This is a genomic window from Priestia sp. P1_B12_1, assembly GCF_056406695.1.
Genome location: NZ_JBFTZR010000002.1, coordinates 864,091 through 879,211 on the forward strand (window position 1 = coordinate 864,091; position 15,121 = coordinate 879,211).

Sequence of the window (15,121 nt, forward strand, 5' to 3'; positions counted from 1 at the left end):
ATAGTTCTTATTTTATTGAATAAGGTGGTTTTGAATTGAGTATAAATTATCAGAAATTAAAAAGCATGGTGGATCATTATCAAATATTTGATCTTGTAGCGTATATAACAGAAGAAGTACAAAGCCTTCAACCAAAGAGCCTTACGGGTATTGTGAAAGAATGGTTAGCAAACTTACAAACGGAAGAAGAGCTGTACGAGCTTATCCGCTTTTGTGATGAAGCTTTATTAAATCGTTTAAGTCGAATGTTAACGACATATGGATATCGTCGATTTGGCTCGATTCGAATGGTAACTCTTTATTGTGATGATCTCCTGCGAGAAGGCAAGATACTCGACGCTGATGATAGACTTTCTTTATTAATTTCTCAGCTGGATACGGAATCAGTTAAAGAGGAACAGCTTGAGAAAATCTATTTTTTAAAGGTAAGAATTCTTTTAGAAATGAAACAAGTGGATGAAGCTTCTGAGTGGATGAAACAAGTAACGTTCCATAATCAAAAGGGTATGGCTGACAGATGGGGCTATTTTTATTTGCAGCTCAACGACAGAATGAAAGCTGAAGCCTGCTTAAAAGAAGGAACGACATATAAGGAGAATGGAGATTTTTGCTATGCAATGCTCGCAGATCTATATGCCTATGAAGGGAAGCATAAACAATCGCTTGAAAAAATTAACGAGGCTATTGTCCGCTACCCACAGCTTCCGTCTTTATATATGGATAAAGTGATGCGATTAAAAGATTTAAAAGAGTATTCTCTTTTGCTTGAAACGATTGAATTTATTGATTCAAAGTTACCCTATCACGATTATCAAGATTTTTTTACGCTGCTGCGCGCCGACATTTATTTTGAACAGAAGCAGCAATCTCAGCTTACGCATCTGCTGTCGACTAAGCGATGTTTAAAAGATTCACCTTATCAAAAATTAATTGGAAAGAATACAGACGATAAATGCAGTACAATCAAGCTTCCTATTGTACCGATTGTTCAAAAAGATAATTATTGCGTGCCAGCTAGTATGAGTATGATGTTAAGGCTTTTACATACCGAAAAAACACAGGATGAGATTGGGACGCGTATTTACGGAGGGTTAGGCTCCAAATTATCAACTGCGGTGAGCTACTTTGAATCTCTTGGCTTTGCAGCGATGTTTTTTACAGGCACAGTTGAACAGTTTAAAGAACTATTAGACAAAGGGCTGCCTATTTTGGTCAGTCTGGAATTTGAACAAGCTTCCCATGTTCAAGTTGTATTTGGCTATGATGATGAACTTGAACTTTTTCATGTACAAGATGCTAATTTTCTAAGTCCAACGTATGTAGAATATAAAAATTTTGATCAGCATTACGCTAATTCGGGTTTTTTATCAATTGTTGCTTCTAAAGCGGCAGCGGATCTCGCTTCACTTTCTAAAGAGCAAGATGTGTTTATTCGTCAGCTGTATGACTTAATCGAACTAGTTGAAGCGGATGAAGAGGCACACATTAATGATCTCGTTTCTTTACTAAAAGCAAATGAGCATGTTCCATTTGCCGCTATTTACAGTATGAAGCATTTGTATAGAAAAGAGCATGAAGCCTATATTCGTACGTGTATTAACCATGTGTTAGAGAAGTATAGCAATCATGATTACCTTAAGCTTCACGCTGCATATGCCTTTTTTAAACTTGACGACAGTAAGGGAGCATCTTCCTTGTTACACCACATAGATAACAAAAAGCATAGCTCTTTTTATCACTATCTTAAAGGAAGAATTGCGCTCGATGAAGAGAGATATGATGAGGCTGTTGAAGCACTGCGGAGCTCCCTGCAATTAGACGTAGAGCAGCATTTGAACTGGAGCTATTTAGCACTTGCATATATGTACAAAGGAAACCTCGAAAAAGCTTTTGAATGCTCGACCATTTCCTTAAATATGTATGGCGATGAATCTTATACACAAATCAATCACGGACTTATTTTAATGGAGAAAGAAAGATATGCAGAAGCCAGAAATCTTTTCGACGCGTTATTAAAAGAAAATCCAAAAGATGCGCACAGCTGGTTTGAAAGAGCCCGTTGTGATGAACATTTAAAAAAGTTTCGTAAAGCTTACCGGGGATTTCAAGTAGCTAAAAAGCTTTTGCCGACTGTTCCTTATCCATATCTTTCGATAGCTGATTTGCTACAATATCAACTAGAAAAAACAGACGAAGCTGAAAGCTATCTCAAAGAAGGCATGAAGCATCTCCCAAGCGACATGACAATTCGAGGAAGACTAGGCGATTTATACGTCGCGAATCAAAGGTACGAAGAAGCTATTGCTCTGTATAAAGAAGGCTTAAAAATAGAAGAAGATGCCCTTATGTATTTGGGCTTATCTTATGCGTATCTAGAAACAGGTGAACATTTAACGGCCGTTGATACGCTCACGCTTATTGCGCAGAAGTTTTCATCGAACAGCGACGTCCTGTTGGATGCAGGCAGCATGCTTTTGGATGCAGCAAAAGAGAAGAATCTAGACGACCAAACGATAGAGTTTGGATTTGCTCTTTATGAAGAAGGAATTCATTTTGCTCAAACAGCGCTAGCTGAAGTGTTAGAAGCATATACGAGTTATTTAGAAGACACGGCTTTACTGACTCGTGGAATTAAGTTTTTAACTGCAGAACATCAAGAGCACCCTGATGAGATTTTGTACATGTGCTACTTAGGCATATTATACGAACAAGCCAAGCAGCTAACAAAAAGTGAGAAACTTTATCAACAAGCGCTTCGTATCAAGCAAGATGCTTTGCCATATTATCGGTTAGGTGAAATATATCAATCAATGAATCGCATCACTGAAGCAAAAAAGGCCTTCCAAAAATGCTTAACTCTTGATAAAACATTTGAAGCCGCTTGTATGAAGCTTGCCGAAATAGCTTGTGAAGAACAAAATCGAACGGCTGAAAGGAATTGGCTGCTTCAATGGATACAGCTGAATCCTATGGAAGTAAACGTTGAGCACGCAGCTTCACTTTGTGAAACAGAGAAAGAGTATGAAGAGCTGTTAGAGGTATTAAAAAGCGTAGAGGAAATTGTACTTCCCCAATGGCTCGCTGACAGCCAGGCTCATGTGTATCGCCTAAAAGGAGACATTTCACAGGCTGAAACGTATTTAGAGAAGGCGCTTGAACTAGATCCACAGAATCCTGCTATTCGCCATCATCAGGCAAAATGGCTCATCATGGAGCAGAGATATGAAGAAGCTAGAAAAATTCTTACAGAGTTACTAAGTGAGGATCCGGAAGATTACGCTCTATTTCAAACGTTCATGTCTAGCTTTCCAAATGGAAAAAAACTGTCTGGGCTTACGGCAGATTTAAAAAAGATAAAAATGGAAAAACAAAGCAAAAGCTTGTTATTTAAAAACGCAGCCGAGGCTTTAAATGAGTATGCCGATTCGATCGTAGAAGAGCAGAAAGGATCTATTTTCAAACGAAGCTTAGCAAAGTTCAAAGCAAAAGCAAAAACGGTTACGCTGCTTGGCTTAACGATTGAACTGTATGAACTTGCTATAAAAACGGATCGAAATAATAAAGAGGCTGTGCATGCATTTGCGGCTTTTTACGAAGAGAAAGGATTAATTGAAGATAGCATCACCGTGCTGAAAAAATCGCTGCATCAAAGCTGGGATTTTGATGTTGCCTATCATTTAGCCAATATACTCGTTAACATCCATGAAAATGAACAGGCTGCACATGAAGCGCTAAACTTAGTTCAAAAACTTCTTGAACAGCAGCCATATCATATAGATTTGCAGATATACCGAGCATTTATTTTGAGTAGCCTTGAAGAGGTAGAAAAATCGGAGGCAGCTTTTCAAGAATTACTTCAGCAGGAGATTTATCAGCCTGACATATATGCAGGACTAGCAAAACTGTATAATAAAATGGAACGTTATCATGAAACTGTTCAGCTTCTTCAAAAAGCAATTGAACAGCGTCAAGAGTATGAAGGGATGTATACCGATTTAGGTATCGCATATCATTTAGAAGGTGAAACGGAAGCAGCAGCTTCGCTTATGATAACCAGAGTAGAAAGTGGAGACGAAGATCTTTTTATTCGCTATAACTTGGCATGCTATCTAGCTGTTCTTGGAAAAACTGCTTCTGCTCAGGAAGAGTTGGATTATGTTTTAGCGCACGATGAAACGGGAGAATTTTATGAAATGGCTATGGAAGACGATGAACTAAAAGGATTAACGGTAAGAAGGTAAAAAAAAGAAGCTGGGTTTCAGCTTCTTTTTTTATCCCTCTTTTGCACCTTGTCTGTTCAAAGAAATGGATTCGGAAATTTCCAGTGCAAGAATGATAATGGTACCAAGAACTAATCCGTTGCTTAAAAACGTAGTAACTAAAGGAGGCAGTGTTGAAAAAGCTTGAGAAGGCAAAAACATAACCCCTATCCCCGACAGCAACGCAATACCAGCTTTTTTCATTGCTTTTTCGGGCTGTTTGGCATGCTTGAATTCTCCAATTCCAAGAGCCATCATACCTGTAAAAACAGGAAAGATTGCCGCGTATCCGACGGCAGGAGGAAGAGCGGACATAATGGACGTTAAAGGAGTAAAGATACTCAGAAAAAGCAAAAGACACGATGCTACAATGAAAGGAACTCGGCTATAAAGATTTGTAGCTGAAATAAATCCACCGGAACCTGAAATAGGAACGGCACCGACACCTGAAAACAATCCTCCAAGCAGCTGACTTATACCCGAAACCATCCCGGAACGCTTAATATTGTCTTTTTCAATTTTTTCTCCTTTTTGTTTATAAACAGACTCAACAACACGAATAGAAGCGAGCATGTTTGTAATTAAAATGAGCGTCACAAAAAAAGCAGTAACAACCATATTCCATTCAACGCGAGGAGCTCCAAATACGAACACTTTAGGTATGTAAAATAACTGCGCCTGAAACTCGATAGGTTTAGCTAATCCTAGCATTGCAAATACTCCCCAGCCTACACCAATACTAATAATAATGCTGAGCTTATTTAACGTCCGGTGCGATAATAAATAAAAAGTCAGCAGCAAAATCGCAGCTGAAGCCAGCGCAATTGGAAGTTTAATAGCTGAATTCGTTTCTGTAATGCCAAACATTCCTTTTAAAAAGGAACCGCTGAGCTGCGTCACTAATAAAATTAAATATGTACCGGTAACTGTCGGGGTAAAGTATTTTGCTAGTTTATCAATGAGACCAAGCAGGCTCATCAAAATAGCAATTATCCCGCTTATAAGGAGGGTAAACTGCAGCACCCGGAGCGTTTCAGAGTGAGAACCAAACAGAACGGTTCCAAGACTCGCATACAGAGAAAAGACGCCCCACCAAACGCCAGCTGGCCCTTCCATGATTGGGTATTTATGCCCTATAAATACCTGCAAGAGCCCGGATAAAGCTAAAATAAATAACGTTCGCTGTAAAAATTGAATAGAATCCGCTGCGTTTAAATGAAACTGAGAAGCAATTACAATAGGAACAATCATACTATTAGAAATCATAAATAAAAACCATTGTAGTGAAGCAATGGAAACTCGAAACATTCTTAACACCTCAATTAATGCCGACGAGCGGCTGAATGAACCAACAGGCTTCTCTATTATTTTACCATGGGATTTCCAATTTGTAAGCGATATCTTGTTAAAAGAAAGATGAGTAAAGTGTCAAAAAATTCAATATATTGTTGTAAAAAGAAGAAAGATAATTTATAATTTTCTTACAATTATAAATTATAAACATAAGAATAATTTATAATGAACTGACTAACAGTCAAGGAAGGAGGAGGAATAAGACAAATGAAACTATATCTGTCGGTTGATATGGAAGGAATTACGGGACTCGTCGATCACACAAATGTTCTGCGACAGAAAGAAGATTATGAAAGAAGCCGCAAAATAATGACGGATGAAGCAAATGCAGTAATTTATGCAGGATTTAAAGAACAGTGCTCAGAAGTTGTGGTAAATGACAGCCATTCGAGTATGAATAATCTCCTTGTTGAACGGCTTCATCCAGAAACTCAGCTTATTTCAGGAAGTGTAAAACCATATTCAATGGTACAGGGATTAGATCAGACTTTTGATGGTGCTATGTTTCTAGGGTATCATGCTAAAGCATCCATGCCTGGTGTCATGTCTCATTCGATGATATTTGGTGCCCGCAATATGTACATAGACGATAAGAATATTGGAGAGTTAGGCTTCAACGCATACGTCGCAGGCTATTACGGCGTGCCAGTTTTAATGGTAGCCGGCGATGACCAAACGGCGCTGGAAGCACAGCAGCTTATTCCAAATGTAACGACTGCTATCGTCAAACAGGCCATTTCACGTTCTGCAGCCAAAACATTAACCCCTAAGAAAGCAGAACAATTACTTCAAGAAAAAACAGCCGCAGCTATTCAACACAAACACCTTGTTAAACCTTTAATTCCACCTAAACATCCAACCTTACGAATAGAATTTGCAAATTACGGTCAAGCAGAGTGGGCGCATTTAATGCCGGGAACAGAAATTGAGCCTGGAACGACGACCGTTCGGTTTCAAGCAAAAGATATTTTAGAAGCTTATCAGGCCATGCTTGTGATGACTGAATTAGCTACACGCACAACATTCTGTTAGAAGGTGGGATAAAGGTGAAAAGTTATATTTTGAAACGATTTTTATCCATGCTTGTCACGCTGTGGGTAATTGTGACCTTAACCTTCTTTTTAATGCATTCGATTCCTGGATCTCCATTTAATGAAGAACGAGCGACAAGCGATGCAGTTCAAAAAAACCTGGAATCATTCTATCACTTAGATGAGCCGCTAGCTGTGCAATATATTCTTTATTTAAAATCCATTGTTACCTTTGACTTTGGTCCTTCCATTAAACAGCCCTCTCAAACGGTTAACGACCTTTTAGGAAGAGGATTTCCTGTGTCATTTGAACTTGGAATAGTGACGTTAATTCTTGCCGTGATTTCCGGTATTACACTAGGCATTATTGCTGCTCTTAGAAGGAATGGAATAATTGATTACATGGCGATGAGCATAGCAGTTATCGGATTGTCGGTTCCAAATTTTGTTATGGCCACGTTGTTAATTCAACAGCTTTCTGTTAATTTGAAAATTTTACCTGCCGCTACGTGGACGAGCCCTTTACATATGATTCTTCCGACTCTAGCTCTTGCCACAGGTCCTATGGCTATTATTGCACGTTTGACTCGTTCCAGCATGATAGAAGTACTAACTCAAGATTATATTCGAACAGCGCGTGCAAAAGGGCTTTCGCCAGTAAAAATTGTATTTAAGCATGCGCTTAGAAATGCTTTAATGCCCGTTATAACAGTTCTTGGAACGATTGCAGCCAGCGTATTAACCGGCACATTTGTTATTGAACAAATCTTTGCTATTCCTGGCATGGGAAAATATTTTGTGGACAGTATTAATACGAGAGACTACCCGGTAATTATGGGCACGACGGTCTTTTACAGTTCGATTCTCATCATTATGCTTTTTTTGGTAGACATTGCTTACGGAATACTTGATCCACGAATCAAACTGTACAAGAAGGAGGGATAATGTGCTGGAAAAACAGGAGTATAAGCAAATTCCTGATGAGTGGTTTGTGCCAAAGAAAAAAAAGAAATCTGAAGCTGAAGCAGTTGTAAGGCCGAGTCTTTCTTATTGGCATGATGCTTGGCGCAGGCTTGTAAAAAACAAGTTAGCCATGCTGGGCCTCTTTTTTTTAGTCATTCTCGTTGTGATGGCTATATTCGGCCCTATGTTTTCACCCTACAGTGTAACGAAAGCTTCTTTTACAGAGCAAAACCTTCCTCCTTCAGCTAGTCATTGGTTTGGAACGGATGACTTAGGAAGAGATATGTACACTCGGACATGGTACGGGGCTAGAATTTCTTTATTTGTAGGGCTGATGGCAGCGCTTATTGATTTTATCATCGGTGTCATTTACGGGGGATTCTCCGGCTACAAAGGCGGAAAAACAGATAATGCCATGATGCGCGTAATTGAAATTTTATACGGTCTTCCTTATTTATTAGTGGTGATTTTACTAATGGTAGTGATGGGCCCTGGGCTTTCTACGATTATTGTGGCACTTTCCGTTACAGGTTGGATCGGGATGGCGAGAATTGTACGGGGGCAAGTATTGCAAATAAAAAACTATGAATACGTGCTTGCATCCAAAACCTTTGGAACAAAAACTAGTCGTATCATTAAGCGAAACCTGCTTCCAAATACGATGGGACCGATTATCGTTCAAATGACACTAACCGTGCCAACTGCCATTTTTGCTGAAGCTTTTTTAAGCTTTTTAGGGCTGGGTGTACAGGCTCCTTATGCCAGCTGGGGAGTAATGGCAAACGATGGTTTATCAACGATTCTATCAGGCTATTGGTGGCGTTTATTTTTCCCTGCGTTTTTTATTTCTCTAACCATGTTTGCTTTTAATGTCCTTGGAGACGGACTGCAAGATGCACTTGATCCGAAATTAAGGAGGTAAGCAAATGGAAAAAATGATCCAAATCAAAAACTTACACGTACAGTTTTCAACTTACGGAGGGCGAGTTCAAGCTGTAAGAGGCGTTAGTTTTGATTTACATAAAGGAGAAACACTAGCGATTGTCGGAGAGTCAGGGTGCGGAAAAAGCGTAACATCTCAAAGTATTATGAGGTTAATTCCGACACCTCCGGGCAGGATCACAAGCGGATCTATTTTATTTAAAGGCCAGGATTTAACGAAACTACCAGAAAAGAAAATGCGAGACATTCGAGGCGCTGATATTTCGATGATTTTTCAGGATCCTATGACTGCGCTTAATCCAACTCTTCGCGTAGGCGAGCAAATTTCAGAAAATATTATGCAACATGAAAACATCTCGAAAGAAAAAGCCAAAGAAAAAGCATTTGAAATGCTGGAGCTAGTCGGAATCCCAAATCCTAAAGAACGCTTAAAGCAATATCCTCATGAATTTAGCGGGGGAATGAGACAGCGTATTGTCATTGCAATGGCTCTTGTGTGCAATCCCGAAGTGCTAATTGCTGATGAACCTACCACAGCTCTTGACGTCACGATACAAGCGCAGATTTTAGAATTGTTTAAGGATATTCAGCAGAAAACGGATGTCTCCATTGTTTTAATTACCCATGATTTAGGGGTAGTGGCTCAGGTAGCTGACCGAGTGGCCGTAATGTATGCAGGAAAAATTGTAGAAATTGGAACAAGAAGAGATATCTTTTATACGCCGCAGCATCCGTATACAAAAGGATTGCTGCGTTCAGTTCCTCGGTTAGATTTATACGAAAGTGAGCTTGTGCCTATTGCAGGATCGCCTCCCGATTTATTTGCACCTCCATCCGGATGTTCGTTCGCACCTCGCTGTCCTTACGTAATGGAAGTGTGTGATCGCATGTATCCTGTATCGACAAAGCTGAAAGAAAGTCACCAAGTGCACTGCTGGCTTCAAGATGAGAGAGCCCAAAAATTTGTAACAACTATAAGCTAGATTTATAGATGAATAGATGAATAGAGAACTTATGAAAGAGGGGGAAATGATGAAAAAAATAGGGTCTTTACTAATGATGTGTGTACTTATATTTGCACTTGCTGCCTGTACGGCCACAAAAGATTCCGGCGCGGAGCCAGAAAAGAAGAGCAGTACAGCAAAAGATGAGGGTAAGGTCCTTTATATGAATAATGGCGCAGAACCTACGTCTTTTGATCCACCTATTGGATTTGATTCATATTCATGGAATATGCTTAATAACTTAATGGAAGGGCTGACTCGTTTAGGAAAAAGCGATGAGCCTGAAGGAGCAATGGCCGAGAAATGGGATATCTCTGATGACAAAAAGGTCTATACGTTTCATTTACGAAAAAATGCTAAATGGTCAAATGGAGATGACGTGAAAGCAAGTGATTTCGTATTTGCTTGGAAGAGGCTGTTAGACCCTAAGACGGGTTCACCAGCGGCATTTTTAGGTTATTTCATCCAAGGTGGAGAAGAATTTAATACGGGTAAAGGCAGTGCTGATCAAGTAGGGGTAAAAGCGCTAGATGACAAAACCTTTGAAGTTACGCTTAAAAGCCCTCAAGCCTATTTCTTAAGCGTAGTTTCCAATCCAGCGTTCTTCCCAATTAATGAAAAAGTAGCAACAAAAAATCCGAAATGGTTTGCAGAAGCAGATTCGTTTGTTGCTAATGGTCCCTTCAAATTAACTCAATGGAAGCATAACAGTAATCTAGTCATGGAAAGAAACGATCAGTACTGGGATGCTGAAAATGTAAAGCTCGACAAGGTAAAATGGGCAATTGTTGAAAATACAAACACAGAATATCAAATGTATCAAAATGGAGAACTAGATGTGTCTGAAATTCCATCGGATTTAAGTGAAAAGCTGCTGAAAGATGGAGATGTTCATATCGAAGACCAAGCGGGAACTTACTTCTATCGCTTTAACTTAGATAAAGAGCCCTTTCAAAACAAAAATATCCGTAAAGCATTTGCAATGGCTGTAGATCAAGATCAAATTGTTAATTTTGTTACAAAGAATAAAGAAAAACCAGCTCGCGGGTTCGTGTCTTACGGATTTAAAGATGCAGATGAAAAGGATTTCCGGAAAACGGGCGGCGACTTATTAAAAACAGATGGCAAAGAAGCAAAAGCACTTCTGAAAAAAGGAATGAAAGAAGAAGGATATAAAAAGCTGCCAGCTATTACGCTAACATACAGTACAGACGATACGCATAAAAAAATAGCAGAAGCACTGCAGCAAATGTTCAAAGAAAATCTAGGCGTAGATGTGAAGCTTGCCAATATGGAGTGGAATGTTTTCCAAGAAGAACAAAAAGCGTTAAAGTTTCAGCTGTCACGAAGTTCATTTTTAGCTGATTATGCAGATCCAATTAACTTTTTAGAAAGCTTCCAGACGGGTCATTCAATGAACCGTACAGCTTGGAGCAATAAAGAATATGATGAGTTAATTAAACAAGCTATGAACGAAACGGATAATAAAAAACGTTTTGAGCTTATGTATAAAGCAGAAGGTATTTTATTTGATGAGATGCCGATCATTCCTATCCATTTCTACAACTATGTGTTTTTAATCAAAGATAACGTATCTGGAATTGTTCGTCATCCTGTTGGCTATTTAGATTTGAAGTGGGCAGATAAACAGTAAAGTGGAACTTTTTGTCAGAGGGGATTTCAATTCCCTTCTGACCCAAGTTTCACTTTCTTCATTTCTTTACCCAAAAGGAGTGTAACAAATGATAAAACCACAACGATTACAAAAAGGTGATACAGTAGCTGTTATTGCACCTGCTAGTCCGCCTAATCAGCACAATCTAAAAAAAGGAATAGAATATTTAAAGGAAATAGGGTTAAACGTAGTAACAGGCGCGCATTTATATAAAAAACACGGGTACTTGGCAGGGACTGATGAACAGCGGGCAGCGGATATACATGCGATGTTTGCTAATAAGCAAGTAAAGGCAATTATCTGTGCATGCGGAGGGTACGGGACTGCTAGGCTTGCCTCGCAATTAAACTACGATTTAATTAAACGAAACCCAAAGATTTTTTTGGGGTATAGTGATATTACATTTTTACATACGGCTATTCATCAGCGTACAGGTTTGGTTACCTTTCACGGGCCAATGCTTTCGTCGGATCTCGGAAAAGAAGATGTTCATATAGAGACGAAGCAAGCTTTTTATCAATTATTTTCTCACCGTTCTTTGTGCTATACAGATCAAATTAGTACGCTCGACACTATTTGTGAAGGAGAAGCAACTGGTCAGCTGATAGGAGGAAATCTTACTTTGCTGGTAAGCACGCTGGGCACGCCATTTGAACTAGATACAAAAAATCGAATTTTATTTATTGAAGATATTGATGAAGAACCGTATGAAATTGACCGCATGATGACACAGCTGTATATGGCCAATAAACTGCAGGATGCAGCAGGAATTATTATCGGAGATTTTCATAACTGCTATCCTAAAAAACGTACGGAGTCGCTTTCATTAGAAATGGCATTAACAAGTTACCTGACTTCTTTAAAAAAGCCTGTTATGAAAGGGTTTCGCATCGGACATTGTTCTCCTCAAACAGCCGTGGCGATTGGAAGTTATGCCACGATGTCTACTCATCAACGAACCGTGGAGTTTGAATCAGGTATCGCATTACCAAAAGATAAAATCGAACGCTGAAGGTTAAACCTGAGAGGAGGATAAATAAGTGGTGGATAAAAAAACGTATTACGTTTGCGTAGCTGTGGCGACTGTTTGGACTTCCTATGACTCTAGCAGAGAAATAGATGACAATGCAACAAGTGTCCCAGTAAAACTGGATAAATGGTTAGAACAATTAACGTATACACGCCGGTTGGACCTTTGTGAGAAAAATTTAGTTCAAACGCAGCTGTTACTAGGAGAAGAAGTATATGTAACAGAAATCAAAGGTAAATGGGCAAAAATCGTTATTCCTTCTCAGTTTTCTTCTAAAGATGAAAGAGGATACCCCGGTTGGGTTCCTTTCCACCAACTGATTTCTCAAGCTGAATATTTTCCATTGAATAAACCAACGGCAGTGGTATCAGCAACGATTGCGACCCTGCACCTAGCGGAAGAAGCCTTGCAAATTAGTTATCAAACGCAGCTGCCTCTTTTAAAAGAAGATAAAGAATGGCTAGAAGTTCAAACGCCGGTTGGCAGGGGGAGAATAAAACGTCAAGATGCTGTTGTAATGGAGGATAGAAACCGTAAAGTAAAAGGAACTGGCGATATGATTGTTGCAGCAGGAGAACAGTTTTTGAATCTTCCATATTTATGGGGCGGCATGAGTGCCTGGGGATATGATTGTTCAGGGTTTGCCTATGCTACTCATAAAGCAAACGGATATCTTATTCCAAGAGATGCAACCGATCAAGCAAGGCAAGGAAAAGAAGTAGGGTTAGCCTCTATTCAACCTGGAGATTTGCTGTTTTTTGCTCATGAAAAAGGTGAAGGGTCTATCCACCATGTTGGTATTTATTATGGTAAAGGAAAAATGCTTCATTCACCTAAAACAGGTAAAACCGTTGAACTGATTGAATTAAAAGGAACGCTTTATGAAGAAGAGCTGTGCGCAGCCCGGCGCTATTATTAGGAGGTGGCAGTTATGGCAACGAAGCATTTGTTAGAAGTAAAGCAGCTGAGCAAATATTTTTCGATTACGAATAAGCAGGTTTTGAAAGCAGTAGACGGCGTGTCTTTTCATATTTCAAAAGGAGAAACCTTTGGACTTGTTGGTGAATCCGGCTGCGGAAAATCAACTGCCGGACGAACAATCATTGGGTTGTATAACCGTACATCAGGAGAGGTGCTTTATAAAGGGAAAAACGTGCATGAGCTATCAGAGAAAGAAAAATTTGCTTTTCATCGTAATATGCAAATGATTTTTCAAGATCCATATGCTTCACTAAACCCTCGTTCTACCGTGAAGGAGATTATCTCAGAACCAATGGAGGTTCACGGACTTTATTCGAATAAAAAAGAGATGCTGAACCGCGTGTATGAGCTGCTAGAAGATGTCGGGCTAAACCGTGATCATGCCAATCGCTATCCTCATGAATTCAGCGGCGGGCAGCGCCAGCGTATAGGGATTGCGAGAGCTTTAGCACTAAATCCAGAATGCATTATTGCAGACGAACCTATTTCTGCTTTAGATGTGTCTGTACAGGCTCAAGTAGTTAATTTATTAAAAAAACTCCAAAAAGAAAAAGGGTTAACTTATTTATTTATTGCACATGACTTATCGATGGTAAAGCATATAAGCAATCGTATTGGAGTTATGTATTTAGGACATTTAGTAGAATTAACAACAAGTTCGGAGCTGTATCAAAAACCGCTTCACCCTTACACTCAAGCTCTACTGTCAGCTATTCCTATCCCTGATCCTGACGTTGAGGATAATCGGAAGCGGATTGTTCTTAAAGGAGAATTACCGAGTCCAATTAACCCGCCCTCTGGCTGCGTGTTTAATACGCGCTGTCCTCTTGCAGGAGCAGCCTGTAAGACTCAAAAGCCGGAGTGGCAGGAAGTTGAAGACAATCACTTTGTAGCCTGTCACTTATACAATCAAAAGATAATGAGTAACAACTATATGGAAACAGCTGCGACAAAATGATGGAAAGAGCGAGAATGAAAATCGAAGATGCAGTTACTACATGGAAGCGGAGTAATAATGGACTTATACGTATTCATATTGAAGGAAAAGAATCCATACAGATTAATTCTTTTATCCAACAACGAGCAGCAAGTACAATCAAGCTGCTGCTTGCAATAGAAGCGTTTCGTCAAATTGATGCGGGCATCTTGGCTTTGACATCTGTCATTCAAAGAATGGAAAAAAACACGGTTGGCGGAGCAGGCGTACTTAGAGCTCTTCCGCGGTTAACATATATTAAAGTGGAGGAGCTGCTTACCCTTATGATAGTTGTTTCTGACAACACAGCTACAAATGAGCTCATTTCTTTAGTAGGATTTGAAAAAATTAACGAATGTGCTAAAAATCTAGGATTAAAGAAAACCGTTTTAAACCGCTATATGATGGACGAAATCGCTGTTGAAAAAGGGATTGATAATTATACGTGTGCCTCTGACGTAGTAAAGTGTCTAAGGGAAATATATGAAGGAAACCTTTTGCAAAAATCTAGTCGCGAAAAAATAATGAGAATGTTAAAAATACAGCAGTTTCAGCATAAGCTTCCAGCACGTATAGGGTCAGCGTTTCAAGCTGCGAATAAGACTGGAGAACTACAGGGAGCAGAACATGATAGTGCTATTCTCATGCGAGGTAACGAAACGTATTATGCTGTTGTTTTGATAGATGGACTAAGTGACAATGAACAGGGAAGGAGATTAATTGCTGATATTGGATACCTTCTGTCATCTAACATCTAAAAATCTTTTGACCATATACTTCAATAAGTGGGATTGGTTTGGTCTCTTTTATTTAATGTCTTCTATCAAAGAAAAACTCACATTTACTAATAATAAATGCTTGTCTTCTCAGATTTTGGCGAGACCGTTATTTGCTGTGCTGGATTTAT

Annotated in this window: 11 protein-coding genes; 10 read left to right on the plus strand and 1 reads right to left on the minus strand. The window is 39.3% G+C overall.

The window, feature by feature from the left end; all coding sequences use genetic code 11:
- Positions 1-35: 35 nt before the first annotated feature.
- The gene (locus AC1D0Y_RS09870; protein WP_477707537.1) at positions 36-4,241 is read left to right on the plus strand and encodes a tetratricopeptide repeat protein; all 4,206 of its coding nucleotides are present in this window, start codon (positions 36-38) and stop codon (positions 4,239-4,241) included.
- A gap of 30 nt (positions 4,242-4,271) precedes the next feature.
- On the opposite strand, the gene AC1D0Y_RS09875 is transcribed toward AC1D0Y_RS09870, so the two are convergent.
- On the minus strand, positions 4,272-5,567 hold the full coding sequence (locus AC1D0Y_RS09875) for a purine/pyrimidine permease (protein ID WP_050690748.1): 1,296 nt from the start codon (positions 5,565-5,567) through the stop codon (positions 4,272-4,274).
- A 252-nt stretch (positions 5,568-5,819) separates the two neighbouring features.
- On the opposite strand from AC1D0Y_RS09875, the gene AC1D0Y_RS09880 reads away from it, so the two are divergent.
- The 9 genes from AC1D0Y_RS09880 (at position 5,820) to AC1D0Y_RS09920 (ending at position 14,972) form a co-directional block, all read left to right on the plus strand.
- The gene (locus tag AC1D0Y_RS09880) at positions 5,820-6,644 is read left to right on the plus strand and encodes a M55 family metallopeptidase (protein ID WP_060746037.1); all 825 of its coding nucleotides are present in this window, start codon (positions 5,820-5,822) and stop codon (positions 6,642-6,644) included.
- Between the two features lie 14 nt (positions 6,645-6,658).
- Positions 6,659-7,588: an ABC transporter permease gene (locus tag AC1D0Y_RS09885; protein ID WP_028408015.1), complete on the plus strand. Its 930-nt coding sequence runs from the start codon at positions 6,659-6,661 to the stop codon at positions 7,586-7,588.
- A gap of 1 nt (position 7,589) precedes the next feature.
- Positions 7,590-8,528, plus strand: a complete 939-nt coding sequence (locus tag AC1D0Y_RS09890; RefSeq protein ID WP_028408016.1) for an ABC transporter permease — start codon at positions 7,590-7,592, stop codon at positions 8,526-8,528.
- A 4-nt stretch (positions 8,529-8,532) separates the two neighbouring features.
- Positions 8,533-9,531, plus strand: coding sequence for an ABC transporter ATP-binding protein (locus tag AC1D0Y_RS09895; RefSeq protein WP_028408017.1), 999 nt, complete (start codon positions 8,533-8,535; stop codon positions 9,529-9,531).
- A 31-nt stretch (positions 9,532-9,562) separates the two neighbouring features.
- A complete protein-coding gene (locus AC1D0Y_RS09900) occupies positions 9,563-11,206 on the plus strand; it encodes a peptide ABC transporter substrate-binding protein (RefSeq protein ID WP_060746036.1) in 1,644 nt (547 codons plus the stop codon).
- Positions 11,207-11,294: 88 nt separating this feature from the next.
- Positions 11,295-12,239, plus strand: coding sequence for a S66 peptidase family protein (locus AC1D0Y_RS09905; RefSeq protein ID WP_272801605.1), 945 nt, complete (start codon positions 11,295-11,297; stop codon positions 12,237-12,239).
- A gap of 31 nt (positions 12,240-12,270) precedes the next feature.
- A complete protein-coding gene (locus AC1D0Y_RS09910; RefSeq protein WP_060746062.1) occupies positions 12,271-13,176 on the plus strand; it encodes a C40 family peptidase in 906 nt (301 codons plus the stop codon).
- Between the two features lie 12 nt (positions 13,177-13,188).
- Complete coding sequence (locus tag AC1D0Y_RS09915) at positions 13,189-14,196, plus strand: ABC transporter ATP-binding protein (protein WP_060746034.1); 1,008 nt, start codon at positions 13,189-13,191, stop codon at positions 14,194-14,196.
- A 14-nt stretch (positions 14,197-14,210) separates the two neighbouring features.
- Entirely contained in the window at positions 14,211-14,972 is a 762-nt protein-coding gene (locus AC1D0Y_RS09920; protein WP_477707538.1) for a serine hydrolase, read from the plus strand.
- The last annotated feature ends 149 nt before the right edge of the window (positions 14,973-15,121 follow it).